Origin of the sequence: Sphingopyxis sp. 113P3 (assembly GCF_001278035.1) — a bacterium.
Lineage (GTDB): Bacteria > Pseudomonadota > Alphaproteobacteria > Sphingomonadales > Sphingomonadaceae > Sphingopyxis.
In genome coordinates this window covers 229,676-251,004 of sequence record NZ_CP009452.1, presented here as the reverse complement: position 1 = coordinate 251,004, position 21,329 = coordinate 229,676, and the positions used below count along the sequence as shown (strand labels likewise).

Annotated in this window: 14 protein-coding genes; 8 read left to right on the top strand and 6 right to left on the bottom strand. The window is 64.1% G+C overall.

The genetic code is table 11. From position 1 onward, the window contains the following. Positions 1 to 98: 98 nt before the first annotated feature. On the top strand, positions 99 to 1,691 hold the full coding sequence (purH, locus tag LH20_RS01040) for a bifunctional phosphoribosylaminoimidazolecarboxamide formyltransferase/IMP cyclohydrolase (protein ID WP_053552619.1): 1,593 nt from the start codon (positions 99 to 101) through the stop codon (positions 1,689 to 1,691). 202 nt (positions 1,692 to 1,893) lie between these two features. Next, on the top strand, positions 1,894 to 2,544 hold the full coding sequence (locus LH20_RS01035) for a YqaA family protein (protein ID WP_053555999.1): 651 nt from the start codon (positions 1,894 to 1,896) through the stop codon (positions 2,542 to 2,544). A gap of 11 nt (positions 2,545 to 2,555) precedes the next feature. On the opposite strand, the gene LH20_RS01030 is transcribed toward LH20_RS01035, so the two are convergent. The 6 genes from LH20_RS01030 to LH20_RS01005 form a co-directional block, all read right to left on the bottom strand. Further along, complete coding sequence (locus tag LH20_RS01030) at positions 2,556 to 3,113, bottom strand: VOC family protein (protein ID WP_053552618.1); 558 nt, start codon at positions 3,111 to 3,113, stop codon at positions 2,556 to 2,558. Positions 3,114 to 3,195: 82 nt separating this feature from the next. Then, positions 3,196 to 4,281, bottom strand: coding sequence for a 4-hydroxyphenylpyruvate dioxygenase (gene hppD / locus LH20_RS01025; RefSeq protein ID WP_053552617.1), 1,086 nt, complete (start codon positions 4,279 to 4,281; stop codon positions 3,196 to 3,198). Positions 4,282 to 4,423: 142 nt separating this feature from the next. Next, positions 4,424 to 6,304 carry an ABC-F family ATP-binding cassette domain-containing protein gene (locus tag LH20_RS01020; RefSeq protein ID WP_053552616.1) on the bottom strand — a complete coding sequence of 627 codons (1,881 nt, stop codon included), beginning with the start codon at positions 6,302 to 6,304 and terminating at the stop codon, positions 4,424 to 4,426. Positions 6,305 to 6,347: 43 nt separating this feature from the next. Next, entirely contained in the window at positions 6,348 to 7,292 is a 945-nt protein-coding gene (locus tag LH20_RS01015; RefSeq protein ID WP_235527070.1) for a DUF4886 domain-containing protein, read from the bottom strand. A gap of 232 nt (positions 7,293 to 7,524) precedes the next feature. Continuing rightward, the gene (locus LH20_RS01010) at positions 7,525 to 10,641 is read right to left on the bottom strand and encodes a TonB-dependent receptor plug domain-containing protein (protein WP_053552615.1); all 3,117 of its coding nucleotides are present in this window, start codon (positions 10,639 to 10,641) and stop codon (positions 7,525 to 7,527) included. A gap of 43 nt (positions 10,642 to 10,684) precedes the next feature. Next, on the bottom strand, positions 10,685 to 12,022 hold the full coding sequence (locus tag LH20_RS01005) for a dicarboxylate/amino acid:cation symporter (protein ID WP_053552614.1): 1,338 nt from the start codon (positions 12,020 to 12,022) through the stop codon (positions 10,685 to 10,687). A 218-nt stretch (positions 12,023 to 12,240) separates the two neighbouring features. On the opposite strand from LH20_RS01005, the gene LH20_RS01000 reads away from it, so the two are divergent. The 6 genes from LH20_RS01000 to LH20_RS00975 all read left to right on the top strand — a co-directional run bounded on the left by LH20_RS01000 (position 12,241) and on the right by LH20_RS00975 (position 21,297). Then, a complete protein-coding gene (locus LH20_RS01000) occupies positions 12,241 to 14,049 on the top strand; it encodes an ATP-binding protein (protein WP_053555997.1) in 1,809 nt (602 codons plus the stop codon). Then, on the top strand, positions 14,046 to 15,413 hold the full coding sequence (locus LH20_RS00995) for a sigma-54-dependent transcriptional regulator (protein WP_053552613.1): 1,368 nt from the start codon (positions 14,046 to 14,048) through the stop codon (positions 15,411 to 15,413). Before LH20_RS01000 ends, LH20_RS00995 begins: the two co-directional genes overlap by 4 nt. Before the next feature lie 93 nt (positions 15,414 to 15,506). Further along, positions 15,507 to 15,851 (top strand): RidA family protein, encoded by a 345-nt coding sequence (locus tag LH20_RS00990; RefSeq protein ID WP_053552612.1) that lies wholly within the window; start codon positions 15,507 to 15,509, stop codon positions 15,849 to 15,851. A 47-nt stretch (positions 15,852 to 15,898) separates the two neighbouring features. Then, on the top strand, positions 15,899 to 16,792 hold the full coding sequence (locus tag LH20_RS00985; protein WP_053552611.1) for a LysR family transcriptional regulator: 894 nt from the start codon (positions 15,899 to 15,901) through the stop codon (positions 16,790 to 16,792). A gap of 130 nt (positions 16,793 to 16,922) precedes the next feature. Next, the gene (locus LH20_RS00980) at positions 16,923 to 18,179 is read left to right on the top strand and encodes an FAD-dependent oxidoreductase (protein ID WP_235527069.1); all 1,257 of its coding nucleotides are present in this window, start codon (positions 16,923 to 16,925) and stop codon (positions 18,177 to 18,179) included. Positions 18,180 to 18,216: 37 nt separating this feature from the next. After that, positions 18,217 to 21,297 (top strand): TonB-dependent receptor domain-containing protein, encoded by a 3,081-nt coding sequence (locus tag LH20_RS00975; RefSeq protein ID WP_158501082.1) that lies wholly within the window; start codon positions 18,217 to 18,219, stop codon positions 21,295 to 21,297. The last annotated feature ends 32 nt before the right edge of the window (positions 21,298 to 21,329 follow it).

The following is a 21,329-nucleotide window of genomic DNA, read 5'->3' as shown; positions in this document are numbered from 1 at the left end:
GCGAACCGCTGCCCGGACCGCTCCAAAACCTTGCCGAAGGGCGATCGGCAGCCTAGGGCGGCGGCGACCCCTTCCACCGCCAACCGAGGCCTTCTCCCATGACCGATCTCGTTCCCGTCCGCCGTGCGCTCCTCTCCGTCAGCGACAAAGCCGGGCTCGCCGAGCTTGCCGCCGCGCTTGTTCGCCATGGGGTCGAACTTGTGTCCACCGGCGGGACTGCGAAGGCCTTGCGCGAAGCGGGGCACAGCGTGCTCGACGTCGCTGACCTTACTGGTTTTCCCGAGATGATGGACGGCCGCGTCAAGACGCTGCACCCGACGGTCCACGGCGGCATCCTTGCCGTGCGAGACGACGCGGCGCATGTCGCGGCGATGGAGCAGCACGGTATCGGCGCGATCGACCTTGTCGTGGTCAACCTCTACCCCTTCCTGAAAACAATGCTGAGCGGTGCTGACCGGGATATGATTATCGAGAATATCGATATCGGAGGTCCGGCGATGGTCCGTTCGGCGGCGAAAAATCACGCTTTCGTCGGCATTGTGACCGAGCCTGAGGATTATGCAGCGGTTATTGCGGAAATGGATGCCAACGGAGGCGCGACCAGTCTTGCGCTGCGCAGGCGGCTCGCGGCGACGGCCTTCGCCCACACGGCAAATTATGACGGCACGATTGCCCGCTGGTTCGCGATCGCCGATCAGGAGAAGACCTTCCCCGACACGCTTCCGCTCACCGCAAAGCTCGCCAACGCGTTGCGCTACGGCGAGAATCCGCATCAGAAGGCGGCGCTCTATATTCCCTCCGTTCCCGGGCCGCGCGGCATTGCCGGCGCCGAACAGGTGCAAGGCAAGGAGCTGAGCTATAACAATATCAACGATGCCGATGCCGCACTCGAGCTTGTTTCCGAATTCCGCGACGCCGATCCCACCTGCGTCATCGTCAAGCACGCCAACCCCTGCGGCGTCGCGAGTGCAGCGACGATCGCCGAGGCCTATGACGCGGCACTGAAGTGCGATGATGTGTCGGCTTTCGGCGGGATCATTGCCGTGAACCGCCCGCTCGACGGAGAGACCGCGGAACTGATCAGCGGGATTTTCACCGAAGTCGTGTGCGCCCCCGACGCCGACGCCGACGCGCGCGCGGTGTTCGCCAAGAAGAAGAATCTTCGCCTTCTGCTAACCGGCGAACTGCCCGATCCCGCGCGCGACGGGCTGGTCCTCAAGGGAATCACTGGCGGCTGGCTGGTACAGAGCCGCGACAATGGCCGCATCGATCCCGACGCTCTGAAGGTCGTTACCGACCGCGCCCCGTCCGACGAGGAACTGAGGGATGCGCTGTTCGCATGGACCGTCGCCAAGCATGTTAAATCGAACGCGATCGTCTATGCAAAGGGCGGTTCGACCGCGGGCATCGGCGCGGGGCAGATGAACCGCCGGGACAGCGCGCGGATCGCGGCGGCAAAGGCTCGCGAAGCTGCTGAAAGTCACGGCTGGGCACGGCCGCGGACCGTCGGCAGCGCGGTGGCGAGCGATGCCTTCTTTCCCTTCGCCGACGGCCTGCTCGCAGCCGTCGAGGCGGGCGCGACCTGCGTCATCCAGCCGGGGGGCTCGATCCGCGACGACGAAGTGATCGCAGCAGCGAACGAGGCGGGATTGGCGATGGTGTTCACCGGGATGCGGCATTTTCGCCATTGATCCTGCTAAATGATCCTTGCCACGGGGAGCGGGGCAACGTGCAGGCTCTCCAAGCGCGATGCGCAAAGCGCGCGCTGCCTCGCCCCATCGCGGGGGGACATGCCGGGGCTTTATTTCGCCAGACGCGAGCGGCATAGGGGACGGGGGTCATCCTGACCCGGCGACAAGGAGCAGCATGACCGCCACCCCGCGCAACAAGTCCATGATCCAGAACCTCTACAACTGGACCATGGAGAAGTCGGCTCACCCCCACGCCGAGTTCTGGCTTGCCCTTGTCTCCTTCGTCGAAGCGAGCTTCTTTCCCATCCCCCCGCACCCGATGCTGGGGCTGATGTGCCTCGCCAATCCGCAAAAGGCCGTGCGCTACGCGCTCATCTGCACGCTCGCCTCGGTCGCCGGCGGCGTGCTTGGTTACGCAATTGGCTTCTTCCTCTACGAGAGCGTCGGGCTCTGGCTGCTCGGTGTGCTGGGCCTCACCGAGGCCTTTCCTCCCGCGGCCTGCTACCTTCGCGACTATGGCGCCGAAATCATCCTTGTGAAGGGCGCGACGCCCATCCCCTTCAAACTGCTGACGATCACCGCCGGCTTCATCCACATGAATTTCTGGACCTTTCTGTGGGCAAGCCTCGCCAGCCGCGCCTTCTCTTTCATGCTCGTGGGCATCTTGTTCCGGTTGTTCGGGGCGCCGATCAAGGCGTTCATCGACAAATATCTCGCCTGGGTCGCGGGCGGATTTCTGGTCGCGGTGGTCGCCGGATTTCTGATAGTCGGCGCGCTGTCCGGCGGCGGAGACAAGACCGCCGACAAGTGCAGCGGTGCAACGCTCGAAAGCATTGGGCTCGATCGCAGCTAAACCCGTCGAACCTACTCGTTCGCCTCTTGGTGCAGCCAGTCGGCGTGCCGCGGCGCCTTCTTCGTCCGGCTCCATTCCTCAAGCATCAGCGGCGCGACGCGGCGCAGCTCGGCATATTGTTCCTCGGTGCCGATGTCGCACGCGAGCTCGATCCGGTGCCCGTTGGGGTCGAAGAAATAGATCGACTTGAAAATGCCGTGATGCGTAGGCCCGAGTACTTCGATCCCGTTTGCCTCAAGATGCGCTTTTGCCGCGACCAGCTCGTCATAGCTGCGGACCTTGAAGGCGAGGTGCTGGACCCAGGCTGGAGTATTTTCGTCGCGGCCCATGCCAGGCTGGTTCGGCAGTTCGAAAAAGGCCAGGATGTTGCCGCCGCCCGCGTCGAGAAAGACATGCATATAGGGGTCATATTCGCCGGTCGACGGCACATGATCCTCCGCAAAGGCGGTCGTATAGGTCATGCCGAGCATGCGCTCATACCATTCCACGGTTTCCTTGGCGTCCTTGCAGCGGTAGGCGGCGTGGTGAACGCCGCCCAGTCTGACGGGACTTTTCTTGGGGCTCGTCATTCTACACCTTCCGCTCATGAAAAGCTTGTTGAAGCATCGCCATTCGCCCACCCCCGCCACTGGCTGAGGGTAAGCAGATGGATCAGGCGTCCTCTTTGACCTCAAGCGCACCGCGGCGGATCTGGTCCAGTTCCATCGACTTGAACAGCGCGGTGAAATTACCCTCGCCAAAGCCTTCATCCTTCTTGCGCTGGATAAACTCGAAGAAAACGGGACCGATCACCGTCTGGCCGAAAATCTGGAGCAGCAGCCGGGGGTCACCTTCAGTCGTCGAGCCGTCAAGCAGAATGCCGCGCGCCTTCAGCTCCTCGACCGGCTCCCCATGTCCCGGCAGCCGCTCGTCGAGCATCTCGTAATAGGTTTCAGGCGGTGACGGCGCGAAGGGATTGCCGAGCACCTTCAGCTTGTCCCACGAGGCGTAGAGGTCGTCGCACGCAAAGGCGATATGCTGGATACCCTCGCCATTATAGGCGCGCAGATATTCTTCGATCTGGCCGCCTCCGCCCGCGCCTTCCTCGTTCAATGGAATACGAATCTTGCCGTCGGGCGCCGTCATCGCCTTCGACGTCAGGCCGGTATATTCGCCCTTGATGTCAAAATAGCGAATCTCACGGAAACCCGCGATGCGCTCGTAAAAGGCGGCCCAATGCGCCATGCGTCCGCCGTACACATTATGCGTCAGATGATCGATCACCTTCAGCCCCGCGCCGACGGGATGGCGATCGACGCCGTCTTCATAGACGAAGTCGATATCGTAAATGCTAAGGTCGTCGCCATAGCGATCGATCAGATAGATGATCGAGCCGCCGATGCCACGGATCGCGGGCAGACGCAGTTCCATCGGACCGGTGCGCACCTCGACCGGCTCAGCGCCGCGGTCGATCGCCTCGGCATAGGCCTTTGCGGCGTCGCGGCAGCGCCAGCCCATGCCGCATGCCGACGGGCCATGCTCGGCTGCAAAATAGGCCGCGGGCGACTTCGGCTCGTAGTTGGCGATCAGGTTGATGTCGCCCTGGCGCCAAAGCTGCACATCCTTCGAGCGATGGCGCGCGATGCAGGTGAAGCCCATGCGCTCGAATACCGGCTCGAGAATCCCCTTTTCGGGCGCCGAGAATTCGACGAACTCGAAGCCGTCGAGCCCCAACGGATTTTCGAACAGGTCGGCCATGGTCAATCCCTCATATGGTTTCAATTGAAACTATTATGAGGGTTGAGGGCCAGCGAGTCAATGCCGGGACAGGCGGGGCGACGTGATTAGAATAACTGCATCCTGCGTCACTTGGGGGGACTGGAAGGGTCGAAAAGCAGGGTCAGGCGGCTGCTTCCAGCGCTTCCAAAGCATCCATCCATGCCGCCTCGACGCTCTCCAGCTCCGCTGCGAGCTTGCCGCGCCGCTGCGCGAGGTCGCCCATCGTGAGCTTTGCGAGCGCAGGCTCAGCGCTCGCGGGATCGAACATCGCGCGGTCGATAGCCGAAATCCGCGCCGAAAGTTTCTGAGCCTGCGCCTCAAGTTCTTTCGCCGACTTGCGCAGGGCCGCCTGGGCCTCGCGCGCCTTCGCCGCCTCCTGCCGCGCGAGCTTGGCGTCCCTGGGCTTCGCGGGCGCGGTCTTCGCCTCCTCGTTCGCGGTCCTGCCGAGGATGAAGTCAACATAATCGTCCATGTTGCCATCAAAGTCGCGCGCGGTCCCGCCGTCGACGAGCACCAGTCGGTCGGCGGCGAGTTCGAGCATGTGACGGTCGTGGCTGACAATGAGAACCGCGCCATCGAAGCCGTTGAGTGCCTGGACCAGCGCCTCGCGCGCGTCGACATCGAGGTGGTTGGTCGGCTCGTCGAGGATGAGGAGGTGCGGTGCATCGCGCGTGATCAGCGCGAGCGCAAGCCGCGCGCGCTCCCCGCCTGAGAGCTTGCCGACCTCGGTCGTCGCCTTGGCCCCCGAAAATCCGAAGCGTCCCAGCTGCGCGCGCACGGCGCCCGGCGTTTTCCCGGCCATCACCCGGGTCATGTGACCAAGCGGCGTATCGCGGCCGTCGAGCTCCTCGACCTGATACTGCGTGAAATAGCCGACGCGCATCTTGGCGGACGCGGCCATGGCACCGTCCTCTGGTTGCAGCTGCGCCGCGAGCAGCCGCGCGAGCGTCGTCTTGCCATTGCCGTTGCGTCCCAAGAGCGCGATGCGGTCGTCGGGGTCGATGCGCAGGTTGAGGCGGCTGAGCACGGGTTCCCCGGGCCTATAGCCGACGCTGGCAAGATCGAGCGTGATCAGAGGCGGCCTCAGCTCGTCGGCGGGGCTTGGAAAATCGAAAACCAGGCTGGGGTCTTCGGCGATCGCGGCAACCGGCTGCATGCGCGCGAGCTGTTTGGCGCGCGATTGCGCCTGCTTCGCGGTCGAGGCACGAGCACTGTTGCGCGCGATATAGTCCTGCAGCTTCGCGCGCTGCGCGTCCTGCGCCGCCTTGGCAGCGGCGAGCTGTGCCGCGCGTTCGGCGCGCTGGCGCTCGAACGCATCGTATCCGCCCGGATAGAGCGTCACCTTGCCGCCCTCCAGATGCAGGATATGATCGACGACATTGTTGAGCAGGTCGCGCTCGTGGCTGATCACGACGAGCTGCCCCGGATAACTGCGCAGGAAGCTTTCGAGCCACATCGTGGCTTCAAGGTCGAGATGGTTCGATGGCTCGTCGAGCAGGAGCAGATCGGGGCTCGAGAAGAGGAGAGCCGCGAGAGCAACGCGCATCTTCCACCCACCGGAAAAGCTGTCGAGCGGCCGGCTCTGCATCTCTTCGTCGAACCCAAGGCCGATCAGGATGCGCGCCGCCCGCGCCGGCGCGGCATAGGCATCGATCGCGATCAACCGCTCGTGAATGTCGCCCAGCCGGTCGGGATCTCTGACCGTTTCGGACTGCGCAAGCAGCTCGGCGCGTTCGGTATCGGCTGCAAGGACCGTCTCGAACGGCGTCGCGGTTCCGCTTGGCGCTTCCTGCGCAATATAGCCGATACGCGTCTTGCGCGGCATCTCGATGCCGCCCTCGTCCGGTTCGAGGCTGCCGATCATCGCCTTCATCAGCGTCGACTTGCCCGCGCCGTTACGGCCGATCAGTCCCGTCCGGCTCTTCGCCGGCAGGCTCGCGCTCGCGCGGTCGAGGATGGTGCGCCCACCAAGGCGCACGGTCAGGCCATTGATCGTCAGCATGGGCGCGCCGCCTAGCACGGCGCGCCGCGAAGCCCAAGTGCGATCACTCCTCGGTGAGCCGCGCCCCTTCGGCCGCCAGCGTGTCCCGCGCCACGCGTTGAAGGGCCGCGGCCTGCGCCTTGGAAAGGCCAAGCTCGTCGGCGGCCTTTTCTTTCGCACCGAGCCTCGTCGGATCGATGCCCGTCACCGCGCCGAAGGTCACCAGGGCGGAGAGATAATAGCCCGCGACGCTCGCGTGATAATGGTCATAGGCCCATAGATCGAGCTGGCCATAGGCGATGCCGTCATAGGGGTTGGGATCAGCGACGCCTTGCGCCATCGCCCGGTTCCAGGCCTGTCCCACGGGAAGCACCCCCCTCACGCCAGGCGTCGCGGAGCGGGCGCCGTCAGCAGCGGCGCGCAGGTCTTCGGCCATCGCTGCGACCGGCCGGCCATACCAATGCCCTTGGGGACGGTAGATTTGGTCGGCGCGCGTCCAGGCCGCCACCAGCCGGATATCGACCGCCGGATTGCGCGCGCGGAAGAGCGAGGTCAGCCGCGCCACATCGCGCAGATAATGGGCGGTGTCGCCGGGCTTGTCGCGGTTGAGGACGCTGAGTTCCTGCAGGACGACCACGTCCCAGGAGCGGTCGAACAGGACCCGCCGCTCGTCATAATGAAAGCCCAGCGTCTTGCCGCCCTGCGTCTCGAGGCTGACGGCATAGTCGAGCCCCACCTGGTCGCAGAACAGCTTGAAGAGCGCAGGCACCCCGCCATAGCCGGCGTCATTGAGGTCGGTGACCGTGCCGGCGCGCCAGTTGCGAGTCGCCGAGTGCGCGCCCTGGGTGAAGCTGTTGCCGATAAACAGGATCGTGCGCGCAGCCACGGCCTTTTGCGCAACGGGGGCCGGTGTCGCCTGCTGGGCCCTCGCCGCCGGCGTCATGGCGAGCATGGCCGAGACGATCAGGAGGCCAATATTCCATCGATACTTCATACCCTGCTCCGTCATGGCCGAACCGCGCTATGGTTGGGCGCGGTTTGTGGAAACTTCCTCCCCCACCCACCCCTGGCGATGCAGACGCCGTCCACAACGCGTCCATTCCATGCTCGCCATGCGGGGCGGCGCTGCCGGGCGCCGACCGGGCGCGCACCCTGCCAGTGCCAGCAGCGCCGCCGCCGCGATGGCCTTCGCGGGTCCAGTGGATGCAGCCCGCGAAGCTGAAAAGCGAAGATGCCCTGCATCAGAATTTCACCGTTGCCCCGACGTAGAAGCGGCGACCGGCGATATCATATACGCCGTTCTGGTTGGTCAACCGTCCGCTTTCGGTACCGGTGGGAAGGAAAGGACTGGTCGAATCGAAAAGATTGTTCACCCCGCCATAAAGGCGGAACTTCTGGCCGCCACTGTCTACGTCGAACGAGAGGAACAGGTCATGCTCCCAAACATCGCCGATGAACAAATAGGTCGGAACCTCTGCGCCGGGGTTGGCTTCAAGCAGAGCGCGATAGCGGTCGAGCAACTGATTGCTGTCGTTGATCTTGCCATAATAGGTCGTCGTCCAGCGGATGCGGAAATTGTCGAGCCTCCAGCTTAGCGAGCCTCGTGCGCGATATTTGAAACTCCCGTTGGCAAGGTCGCCCGCAAGGTCGTTGGTGACGGTGCCGTCGATCCCGGCGAAGCTCACCTTTTGATTCAATATATGCGTGCCGTCGTAGCGCAGGTCGAAGCGTCCCGGGATTCCGAGCGCGTCATCGAGGCGGAATCGGTAGTTGAGCGCGACATCGATTCCCGAGGTATCGAAGCGCGCTAGATTGACCTGCCGCTGAATCAGCTCGACAATCTGGCCATTGTTCGCGTTACGCGTGATGTCGGCGCAAAAGGGATTGTCCGCCTGCGCAACGTCGGTGTCATAGCATTGGAGCTGGATGTCGAGGTTGGAATAGGCGTCGATCGCATCGCGTATCTTGATATTGTAATAGTCGACGGCGAGGCTCAGTCCGGGCAGGAAGCGCGGCGCGAAAACGGCCCCGAGCGTGAGCGTGTCGGCCGTTTCCTCCTTGAGATCAGAGTTGCCCGCATTGGGGCTGAACAGATTGCCGCCGACCTGCTCGTAGCGCTGCGTCACGCCTTCGAGCGCCTGCTGCATGTAGAGTGCCTGTATCCCCGGATCGAGTCGGCAATTCGCTGCGATACGGCCCGCGGTCGTCGGTCGCACACCGTCGCAGATGTCGGTGGCGGCTTCAAAATTGCCGCGCGGCGGGGAAAATAGTTCGGCGATATCGGGCGCCCTCTGCGCCCGCGCGAACTGGGCGCGGAAACGGATGGCCTCGATCGGGGCATATTGCGCGCCGGCGCGCCAGCTGAACACCGTTCCAACGCGGTCGATGTCGTAATGTGCGACGCGCGCGGAGGCATCGAGGCTCAGCAGATGTGCGCCCGGCACCTCTCTCAGGAGCGGAACGCTGATCTCGCCATAGCCCTCGATCGCGCTGATCGACCCTGCAAAATTGGGCACAGCATTGCCCGTTGTCCCGCCCGCCTGCGACAGGACGTCGCCGCGCAGCGATTGGCTGTCCCGGCGCCAGTCGATGCCGAAAGCGGCTCCGACCGGCCCCGCCGGCAGGGTGAAGAGGTCGCCGGTGACAAAGGCCTGTCCTGTATACTGGCGGATTGTCAGATTCTGGTGGAGGTCGGCACGGATCCACGCCGCGGCTTCGGGTGTGATCGCGCCTTCGCCGAAGAGATTGATCGGAACGCAGCCCTCGGCACGCGCATCGGCGTTGACGCAGCGCGGATTGCCGTCAGGTCCCTCTTCGGCGTTGAGACCTTCGATCAGGTGCCGGGCGTTGATTTCGTTTCGGCGCCACTGGTCCTGCTGGTACTGCCCGTAGCCGAAACTCGCCTCCCACCGCCAGCTTTCAGACAGTTTGCCGCGCAATCCGATCCAGCTGCGTAGCGTCTGGCGCTTGTTCTCGGTGATCTGGCCCCCGACTTCGTCGAACCGGCGGTCCCACGCGATGCCCACGCCGGTCGACGGTGTCTCGCGCCCGCCCAGTTCCGGCGGGACAAACGGATTACACGGCCCGTTCCGAAGGCACGGGATCTTCCCATATTCATATTCCTGGGTGATCCCGGTGACGGGATCAGTCAGCGGAAAGGTCGAATCCCAGCCGATTCCCACCGCCTCGCGCGTCTCGCCCGAATCGATACGTGAATATTGCACCTGCGCAAAGCCCTCGAGCGCGTCGGAAAACTCGTAATCGAGCTTCGCCGCCGCAAGATAACGCTTGCGCGCCAGGATCAGCGACCGGCCCGTGCGCTGGTTGTAGCCATCGCGGTTGGGCAGGAAATAGCCGGTATTGCCATTGTCGGTCGTGCCGATTTCAATCGGTTCACCCGTCTGCACGTCCGGCCCCAAGGGTACCATCTGGCCGTTCCGGTAGAAGCGATCGCGGGACGAGTTCGCGCCCGAAAAGACGCCGCCCGGAATGAAGCTGCTGAGGTCGCTGTATATATTTGGGGGGAAGGTCGACGCGGGCTGCTGGCCGCTGGTGAGTCCGCCGCTATTGTTCACATAATAGGTATCGAACATGTTCTGGCCGGTTTCAAAATCATAGCTGTAGCCGATCGGCCGCACCGCCCATTCGCGGTCAGTCGCGCGAATGCCCCAGTCACGATCGTAAGTGCCGCTGATCAGGAAATAGCCCCGGCGGTCGGCGAAGCGCGCGCCCCAGGTCGCGCCCAGCGTCAATTCCTGCCCGTCGCCCCGGCTGGTCAGTCCTGTACGGGCGCGCAACATCAGCCCCCGCTCGTTCTTCTTGGTGATAATATTGACGACGCCCGCGACGGCGTCCGACCCGTAGATGGACGAGGTGCCGCCAGTGATGATCTCGACCCGGTCGATGAAATCGCTGGGGATCGTCGAAAGGCTGACCAGATTGGTGATGCCCGAGTTCGACACGGTGCGCCGGCCGTCGACGAGCACGAGCGTCCGGTTGTCTCCCAGACCGCGCAGCTGTATCGACGAAAGTCCCGAATTCTGCGTGTTGCCGGTGACGGTCGCATCATTGGTGGTCGAGCTAAGCTGTGGCAGGTCGGCCAGCGTCTCGCTGAGTTCGCTGTCCCCTGATTCGAGCAGATCGTCACTCGTCACCGCGACGGTAGGTGCGGCGGTATCATATGTCTCGCGCGCGATGCGGCTGCCGGTGACGATGATCTCGCCGGCATCAGCGATCGCATCCGCACTCTGGGCGTCCGCCGGTGCTTCCTGGGCCGCGAGCGGCTGCTGGAACGCGGCGCAAAGAATCAGCGCCGAATAGCTGCTGTGGCGGGCCCAGCGACCCTTGGTCGAAATCATTGTCTCTCTCCCCATATTCTGTTGTTGGATGACTTCGCGGGTCTCAATCCATGTCTGTTTCGATTGGACGTGCCGCGAGCCCGGGCGCGGGTTCGCCGCGGAGCGCGCGGTCGAGTGCGTCGCGGTCGAGCGCGTTTTCCCACATCGCGACGACGATCGCCGCGAGGGCGTTGCCGATGAAATTGGTGAGCGCGCGGCATTCGCTCATGAACCGGTCGATGCCGAGGATCAGCGCCAGCCCCGCCACGGGGACCGAGGGAACCACCGACAGCGTCGCCGCGAGCGTGATGAAGCCCGCGCCGGTGACACCGGCAGCGCCCTTTGAACTCACCATCGCAACGAGCAGCAGCGCAACCTGTTCACCAAGGCTGAGATGGATGCCCGTCGCCTGCGCAACGAAGAGCGCGGCGAGCGTCATATAGATGTTGGTGCCGTCGAGGTTGAAGCTGTAGCCGGTTGGCACGACCATGCCGACGACCGGCTTGGCACAGCCCGCGCGCTCGAGCTTTTCGATCAGGCTCGGCAGCGCCGCTTCTGACGAGGAGGTTCCCAGCACGAGTAGCAGTTCGGCTTTGAGGTAGGCGATCAGGCGAATGATCGAGAAGCCGCAGAGCCGTGCCATCGCGCCGAGCACGACGACGACGAAGAAAATGGAAGTCAGATAAAAGGTCGCGATCAGTGCGCCAAGGTTCGCAAGCGAGCCGACGCCATATTTGCCGATCGTGAAGGCCATGGCGCCGAACGCGCCGATCGGCGCGAACCGCATCAGCATCGCGACGATGTGGAAAAAGACGACCGAGACCTTGTCGAGAATCCCCAGCACCTGCTTTCCCGCCGCGCCGGTGCGTGAGAGCGCGAGGCCGAAGAGGATCGCGACGAACAGCGCCTGAAGGATCGAACCCGAGGTCAGCGACGATACAAATGTTTCCGGAATGATCGCGAGGAGGAATCCTGTCAGCGTCGCCTCATGCGCCTTTTGCTGATATTCGGCGATTGCTCCGGCATCGAGGGTCGCCGGGTCTATGTTCATCCCGGCCCCGGGCTGCACCACATTTGCGACCACCATCCCGACGACCAGCGCAAGCGTCGAGAAGAAGAGGAAATAGGCGAATGTCTTGATTGTCAGCCGGCCTAGCGTCCTGGCCTCGCCCACCGAGGCGATGCCGGTCGCCACCGTCAGAAAGATCACGGGCGCGATGATCGTCTTGACCAGCTTGATAAAGCCGTCGCCGAGCGGCTTCAGGGCGACACCGGTCTCGGGGAAGAAATGGCCGAGCAGCACACCCGCTAAAATCGCAGTCAGGACCTGCACATAGAGGTGTGCCCACCAGGGGCGGCGCCGGATCACGTCGCGCGGCGTCAAATTGATTGTGGCAGCCACAGCCTCTCCCTTGTCCCTCGCGCCTCTAGCGCGCGTCCGGCCGCTCCTCCGGATTTTGCGAAAGCCTAAGAAGGGCCACAGGACCGGTCAAAGCCGGAAAAGAAGTGAACCATATATTTGAATTCTATAGATAATATTTGGCATCCCTCAATCGAACCGGGGAATTTTGTGCGATTTTCCGCATCGCATGTTTGATGTTTGTGCTATATTTCACACAAATGTCTGCCGATGATTCGTCCTCTCGGGCTCATCCCTCGTTCGATCGGCGCCGGCTGGTGCTGGCAACGCTGGCGGCCGCGCTTCTGCTCCTGATCGCCGCCGTCGGCCTCAACCAATGGGCGATGGGCCGGGCCCGGTCAGAAACCGATGCGGAGGCCCGTCAGAACGCCCGTGCGCATGCGAGCCTTCTCGAAAGCGAGTTGCAGAAGTTCCGTCTGCTGCCACGCGTCCTGACCGAATTTCCGGACGTCCGCCGGGCCCTGGCAGACAAGAGCGCCGAGGCCTCACGGCGTCTCGACGCCGAACTTGAACAGCTCGCGGCGCGCACCGATGCGGCGGTGATTTACGTCCTCGACGAAGGGGGCACCACGATCGCCGCGAGCAATTGGCGCACGCCGACCAGCTTCGTCGGCGAGAATTACAGGTTTCGCCCTTATTATCGGGGCGCAATGGCCAGGGGCGAGGCCGAGCTGTTCGCGCTCGGCACCGTCAGCGGCCGCCCCGGTCTCTACCTGGCGCGCAAGGTCGCCCTCGAAGGCAGGGCGCTGGGCGTGATCGTGGTGAAGGTCGAGTTCGACCGGCTCGAGCGCAAATGGGCCGACTCAAGCGGTGCCACGCTGGTCACCGACAGCAGCGGCATCATCATCATGGCAAGCAACCCCGCCTGGCAGTTCCGCTCTCTCGATCCGCTGCCGGCGGCGGCGCGTGAAAGGCTGCGGGCCTCGCTGCGCTATGGCGAACGCGCACTCGAGCCGCTCGGACTCCAGCGCCGCGGCAGTGACATTCGCATCGCGAACGGCGACGAAGCAGCGCTTTATCGCCACGCGTCCGAGCGCGTCTCGCTACCCGGCACCACTCTGCACCAGTTCCAGCCGCTTGCGCCGGGACGCGATGCCGCGAACGCCACCGCCCGCGTGATCTTTCTGGTTTTGTTGATCCTCGTCGGGGCGGCAATCATCACGCTGCTCCGCCTTGTCGAGCGGCAGGCGATGCGCCAAGCTGCACATCAGGCGCTCGAACGCGAGGTCGCAGCGCGAACGCAGGATCTGCGCACGGCCAACGCCGAACTGCAACAGGCTTCCAAGTTGCAGCGCGAGACGGACCGTCGCTATCGCGCCGCGCGCGAGGAGCTGGCGCAGGCCAGTCGGCTCGGCTCAATCGGGCAGATCACGGCAGGAGTCGCGCACGAAATCAATCAGCCAGTCGCAGCGATCCGCACCTTTGCCGAGAATAGCCTACGCTATCTCGACCGCGGCGAGGCGGACAAGGTGCGGGGCAATCTGGGAACCATCGTCGAGCTTACCGCGCGCGTCGGCGCCATCACTGGCGAGCTGCGCAATTTCGCACGCAAGAGGCCGATGCCGCTGAGCGCTGTCGCGGTGCAGGCCGCGATCGAGGGCACAATGTTACTCATTGGCGACCGGCTGCGCAGCCAGGGGATCATAATCGACATCGCGCTCGACGACCCCGACGCCCAGGTCCACGCCGACCGTGTGCGCCTCGAGCAGGTTCTCGTCAACCTGCTCCAGAATGCGGCCGAGGCGCTGCACGAAGCGCCCGCCCCCCGTCTTTCGGTCCGCGTACATGGAGCAGATCCCGTGTGCATCGATGTGTGCGACAACGGCCCCGGCGTACCGGCTGCCCTCGTGCCGCAGCTCTTCACCCCCTTTGTGACCGGCCGCACCGACGGGCTGGGTCTGGGGCTCGCGATCGCGAGCCAGATCGTGGCCGACTTCGGCGGCAAATTGACGCTGATTGACTCGCCCCTCGGCGGTGCCGGTTTCCGGATGGAGCTCAGGCGCGCATGACCTTCTTCACCGACGAGCAGACAATCCTTTTCGTCGACGACGATCCGCAGCTTCGCGAAGCGAACCTTCAGTCGCTTGATCTCGCGGGCCTCGCCGTCGAGGCATTTGCGGATGCCGGGAGCGTGCTGCCGCGCATCACGCGCGATTTTGCCGGCATTGTTATCTCCGACATCCGCATGCCAGCCATGGACGGACTAGATCTTCGCGCGGCGATCCACGAGGTCGATCCCGATATCCCTGTCATCCTGATCACCGGCCACGCCGACGTGCCGATGGCGGTGCGCGCGCTTCAGGAGGGCGCTTTCGATTTTCTGGCCAAGCCTTTCGCCGCCGACCATCTGACGAGTTCGGCGCGACGCGCGCTCGCGCATCGGGCGCTGATCCTCGACAACCGTCGTCTCGTTGCCGCAGTTGCCGAAGTCGACAGTCCGCTGATCGGTGAAAGCGCAAGCATGACCCGGTTGCGCGAAACCATTGCGCAGCTCGCGCAGGCGGACATCGACGTGCTCGTCGAAGGGGAGACCGGGACCGGCAAGGAACTTGTTGCACATATGATCCACCGCCAGAGCCGCCGAAGCGGCGGCGCGCTGGTTGCAGTCAATTGTGCCGCGCTGCCGCAGGAACTCGCAGAGGCGGAGCTGTTCGGCAGCGATATCCTCGACCGCACCACCGGCAAGCTGGGCCACGCCGGCCGCATCCGCACCGCGCACCGCGGAACGCTGTTCCTTGACGAGATCGATACGATGCATCCTGCCGTACAGGCCAAGCTGCTGCGCGTGATCGAGGAGCGCGAGGTACAGCCGATCGGCGCCGCGGCGCCTGAGCCTGTCGACTTGCGCGTCATCGCCGCAACCAAGATCGACCTGATGGACGCCTTGCGCGCAGGGACCTTTCGCGAGGATCTTTATTACCGACTGCATGTCGTCAAGCTTCGCATCCCACCGCTGCGCGAGCGGCGCTCGGACATTCCGCAGACCTTCGCCTATTTCCTCGACGAGGCAGCGAGAAAAATGGGCCTGCCGGGGTTTCACATCGACGACCGGACCCGCCGCTATCTGGTCGAGCACGACTGGCCGGGGAATGTCCGCGAGCTCAAGAATTTCGCCTATAGCGTCGTTCTGAACCTGCCTTCGGACGCGAGCCGCGCGCCGCTCCAGGGCGAGATGACGCTCGCCGAGCGCGTCGCGCGCTTCGAAGCTGCGGTGATCCGCGACGCGATGACCGCATGCGGCGGCGACATCGCGCGGGCGATGACCATCCTGGGTTTGCCGCGCAAGACCCTCTATGACAAGCTTGGCCGTCACAGCATCAATCCGAAGGATTATCGCGAGGGGGCGTCGGGGCGCGGACAACGCCGCCCATAACCTCTGCCTATGGGGACCCGCCCCATTTTCCATGTTCCCTTGGCGGCCCCTCGCATAGCGTCGCCGCGTCATCGCACGACAAAGGGGAACATCATGACCATGCCGCCGCCCTCGCCCGCCCGTTGCGCGGGTGCCCTCGTCTTCACGTCCGGCCAGCTTGCTCGCGGCGGCGACGGCGCGATCGTCGCAGGCGGGATCGAGCTGCAGGCCGAACGCGCCCTCGCCAATCTCGCCGCCGTGCTCGAAAGCGAGGGTTGCACCCCCGCCGATGTCGTCAAAGTCACCGCGTGGCTGACGGATCCCGCCCATGGCACCGCATTCAATGCCGCCTATCGCCGACTCTTTGGCGAACCCTGGCCCGCCCGCTCGACAGTGGTGTCGGCGTTGCTCGCTCCTGGTGCGCTGATCGAGGTCGAGGCGGTTGCGCTGCGCCCATGACCGCAAAGACGGTTGGCCCCCAGCTATTGCGGGCTTACGGTGGAGGCATGCGGTTCCGCCAGATCGAAGTCTTCCACGCCGTTTACACCCACGGCTCGATCAGCGCCGCGGCGCGTGCGCTCGGCGTGTCGCAGCCATCGGTATCGAAAACGCTGCATCATGCCGAGGACAGCTTGGGCTTTCCGCTGTTTCAGCTTGCGCGCGGTCGCCTCGTACCCACCGATGAGGCCCATGCGCTGATGCGCGAAGCCGGCGACATATTCGAACGGCTCACATCGCTCCAACACACGGCGCGCAACCTGTCACAGGCGGGGGGCGGGCATATCCGGCTCGGTATCGTGCCCAGCCTTGCGCTCGACATCGTTCCCCAGGCGATGGCGCAGTTTCGCCGCCAATGGCCGCGCGTCACGTTCGAGGTGCATACGCACCATCACGACGACCTCGTCCAGTCGCTGATCGAGCGCGAGACCGACATCGCGGTAGCTTACACCCCGCCCCCGCACCCGCGGCTGACGCGCTCGCTGCTCGCGGAGGGTGAGCTTGTCGTCTTCTTTCCCACTGGCGCCTTCAGAGAGGTTCGCGGGCGCCTGCCGCTGAGCGAACTCGCCGACCGCGACGTCATCGGCGTGGCGGCGACCGGACCGATCGGCGACGTTCTGACCCGCGCCGCGCGCGCGCGCGGGATCGCGTATCGCGAATCGGTGTCGGTGCAGACCTTCTTCATCGCCGCGCGCCTCGCGCAGCTTGAAGGTGGGGTGACGGTGATCGACGAATTCACTGCGCGCGCCTGGCAGTCGCCGGGGTTCTGCTGGCTTCCGACCGATCCGCCGCTAGGATTCACAATCTCCTATGTGACGCTCGAGGACCGTCCGCCCTCGAAGGTCGCGCGGCAATTCCTGCGCACCCTTGAAGAGGTGCTCGAAAGCAGCCGCGCCGCGTAAACTATAACCCGCGGCTATGGACGTCGTAAATATTGCGCGTTGGCGGAACGCGAAGGCTCGATATTCTGACCCCCGAAGGCCGGCAAAGATAATTTCGGATAGCCCGGCCGAAAGGGGACCCGATTGAGGCATGCAGGCAGAAGACCGTCTGGACGAACCGCCTACGGCACGGCGGCAGATGGACCTGCTTGTCATCGGCGCGGGAGTCGTCGGGATGGCCTGCGCGCTTGCGCTCGCCGAACGCGGGCACCGAGTGACGGTCGTCGATGCTGGCGAGGAACCGGGGCGCGGGACATCCTTCGCCAACGGCGCACAGCTCAGCTATGCCTACACCGATGCACTCGCGAGCCCTGCGACGCTGATACAAATGCCGCGACTTCTTCTTGCGCTCGACCCCGCCTTTCGCTTGCATCCACGCCTCGACCCCGATTTTCTTCGCTGGGGGCTCGCCTTTCTTCGCAACACAAGCGCGGCGCGCTTTCGCCGCAACACGCTGGACGGCATGGCGCTCGCCTTTGAATCAAGGCGGGCCTTACACGGCCTCGCCCGGCGGCACTCGCTCGATTTTGGCCATGCTGCGCCTGGCAAGATGATTGTCTACCGGTCCGCGAAGAGCTTTGCCGCTGCCGAACGCATTACCGCACTGAAAGCCGCCCACGGCGCACGCCAGCGCCTTTTCGACGCCAACAAGGCCGTCGAGATCGAGCCGATGCTCGCTTCGATCCGTCCGGCCATCGCGGGCGCGGTCTATACCGATAGCGAAGAGGTCGGCGACCCCTATCGCTTCTGCGCCAGTGCGGCGGCCGCGCTCACAAAGACCGGCCGAGGGAGGATGCTTCTGCGTACCGGCGTCGCACGGATCGATACGTCAGGGCCGCGGCCTGCCGCGATCACCAAGGCCGGCCGCCGGATCGAGGCCGATCGCATCATCCTTTGCGCAGGGCTTCGGTCAACCGCGCTCGCGTGGCAGCTCGGGGCCCGCCTGCCTATCATCCCGATGAAGGGCTATTCGATTACCGCTCCTCTCGGCCCGGCGGCCCCGACCGTCAGCGTAACCGACGCCGCCAACCGCGTCGTCTTTGCGCGGCTCGGCGGCCGGATGCGCATTGCGGGCCTCGCCGAACTCGGGTGCCGCGACACGCGGATCGATCCGCGCCGGCTCGCCGCCCTGACCAGCAGCGCGCGCGCCGCGCTGCCCGAGGCTGCCGACTATGACGCCATCGAGGCGAACTGGGCCGGCCTGCGGCCGATGACACCGGATTCTCTGCCGATCACCCGGCCCATCGCGCGCGGAGTGATCGCAAACACGGGTCACGGCGCATTGGGGTGGACCTACGCCGCGGGATCGGCGGAACGCGTCGCCGCCATCGTCGATGGAGAGGATTGATCGGAATATTGGGCAAACCCAGGGAAGGGGCAGAATGATGAACAGGGGTCTTCGTATCTTCAGTCTGATGGGCGGTATTTCGCTCATCGCCAGCGCGAGCGCCGCGCTGGCGCAGGACAATAGCGACCAGGGACAGCCGCAGATCGCGAGTGATGTGCAGGACGCGGCGGGAAACAATGGTGACGAAATCGTCGTCATCGGCTCGCAGATCAAGGGCGCCGATGTAGCAGGATCGCTACCCGTCACGCTGCTCAACGAGGATGATATCGACGCAATCGCCGCAACCAGCGGCGACGAGCTGTTCCGAGCCATCCCTCAGGCAGGCGACGTTGCCTTCAACGAAAGCCGCGATGCGGGCGGGATTAACGACGCGCGCGGAGATGTGGCGTCGATCAACCTCCGCGCGCTCGGCACCGGCAATACGCTGGTCTTGCTCAACGGGCGCCGCATGGTCCTTCACCCCGGGACCCAATCTGAGAATCTGGTGCCCGTGCAGAGCGTTAACACCAACACGATACCCGTGCTTGGCGTCCGCCGGGTTGAGGTCCTGCTCGACGGCGCTGCCGCCGTTTATGGTTCGGACGCAGTCGCGGGCGTGATCAACACCGTCCTCAAGGATAATTTCAAGGGCCTTCGCGTTACCGGCGAGGTCGGCCTGACCGAGGATTCGGATCAGCAGGAGTATGAGGTCGCGTTCGAGGCTGGGCACAGCTTCAACGACGGGCGGACCAACATCTCGCTCTTCGGATCGTTCAACCATCGCGACCCCCTCTACGCCCGCGAACGCCGCAATTCGGCTTCGTCCGATTTGCGCCCGCTCGTCGTGGGCACACCCTTCGAAGACGACAGCGATTTCGACAACACCTCGACCGACAGCATCTGGGGCGAGTTTCAGCGCCTGACCGGCAGCTATGCCCGGTCGACCACGACGGCGCGCATCGACGGTACCGCGCTGACCACCAATGGTATCTTCCACATCCAGCCCGATACGAACGATGGCTGCATTGCCGCGACGCCCTATGCGGGCACCTGCTGGGACAACAGCTCGCTGTCGACCGCCTCGACCGACAACAACCTGAAGTATAATATCAATGACCAGCGCACCGTACTGGGCCGAAACAACCGGCTGAACCTCTTTGGCTTCTTCAATCACGAGTTTGAGTCAGGGTTGGAATTCTTCGCGGAGGCCGGCTGGTATCACTCGGACTATCGCGCCTATCGCGAGACCGAGACCGCGCTCGCTAGCCAGCGCCTGATCATTCCGGCCGACGGATATTGGAACCCCTTCGGCCCGGTCGGCAGCCCCAACCGTATTCCCGGGCTAACCGGCGTCCAGGATTCGGGGGTCCCTATTGAGCTGATCGACTATCGCCCGGTCGACGCCGGGCCAACGATCGTCAACGTCACGAACGACACCACGCGTTTCCTCGCCGGATTTCGCGGTGAAATCCTTGGCTTCGACTTCGACACCGCCGCCCTCTATTCGAAGGCGCGGACCAGGGACAGCATGCACACCATTTCGATGACGCTGTTCCAGGAGGCGCTGTCGCGCCCGGGAGCCGACGCCTATAACCCGTTCAACGGGGGCGATCCGGCTGACCCCGGCCGTCTGGATTCGACTCCGAACCCCCAGAGCGTGATCGACAGCTTCATGGTCGATATCGGACGTGTCAGCACCACCGAACTCGCGCTCGCCGATTTCAAGATCAGCAAGAATGACCTCTTCGTCCTGCCCGGCGGCCGCGTCGGCATGGCGGCGGGCGTCGAGTTTCGCCACGAAACCTTCGCCGATAATCGCGACGACCGGCTCGACGGCACGATCGTCTTCACCGCGCTTGACGGATCGTCGAACGGAAGCGACGCAATGGGAGCCAGCCCGACGCCTGACAGCAAGGGCTCACGCGATGTGTTTTCGGCCTTCCTCGAGTTCGCGGTGCCGCTCGTGTCGCCCGAAATGAACGTTCCGCTGATCCATTCGCTTGACCTGCAGCTCGCCGGACGCGCCGAATCCTACCAGGGCTTCGGATCGGTGGCGAAACCGAAAGTTGCGCTGTCCTGGTACCCCTTCCCAAATTTCCAGCTCCGTGGCAGCTGGTCGCAGAGCTTTCGCGCACCCAACCTGCCGCAGCTGTTTGAAAATGGAATCCAGCGCTCGAATACGCGCACCGACTGGATCCGCTGCGAGGCCGATCGCCGTGCGGGGCGCATCACCAATTTCGATGACTGTACGCAGGGTCAGGGAATCGTCAGCAACCGGTCGGGCAGCAAGGAGCTCGACCCCGAAACGGCCGAAAACCTGTCTCTTGGAGCCACCTATCAGTTCGACATGGGTCAGCACGGGCGCTTGACCTTTACGGCCGACTATTGGGAAATCCGCCAGAAGAACGTCATTGGCCTCTTCGGCGACGCTAACGCGCTGGTCCTCGACTATCTGCTGCGGCTCCAGGGTTCGTCCAACCCCAATGTCGAGCGGATCGATCCGACCCCGCAGGACATTGCCGATTTCGATGGTACCGGTATCGCGCCCGTTGGCGATGTCATCCAGGTGATCGATAATTATACCAACCTCAACCCGCGGACAGTGCGCGGGATCGATCTTGGCCTCTACTATCAGATCCGCGACACGGGCGTCGGCAATTTCAGCCTCCGCGTCAACGCTGCGCGGCTGATCGAATTCTATCAGGCTCCCGGGCCACTGCAGCAGGCGCTGCTCGATGCGCAGGCATCGGGAGGGATCGACCCGACGATCAACATCACGGGTGCCGAGAGTCTGGTCGAGCAAAATGGCCGCCCCAAGTGGCGCGGGTCGGGCAGCCTGACCTGGCGTTATGAAGGATGGGGCGCCGGCTACTACGCGTCCTATGTCGGACCAGTCAACGACACGTCCGCCTCGCTTGCGGACGGCAGACGGTTCCGCGTCGGCGATCATATGACGCACAGCTTCTATATTCAGTACGAGCCCGAAAAGGGTCTGCTGAAGGACACCCGCTTCCGCATCGGCGCGCGCAATATCTTCAACAAGCTCGCGCCGCTGGCCGACGGAACCTATGGTTATATCGGCGACCTCTACAGCAACCGGGGCCGTCAGATCTACGCGTCGATCAGCAAACGCTTCTGATCGCGCTACGCACTACTGGGTCGCGGTGCGCG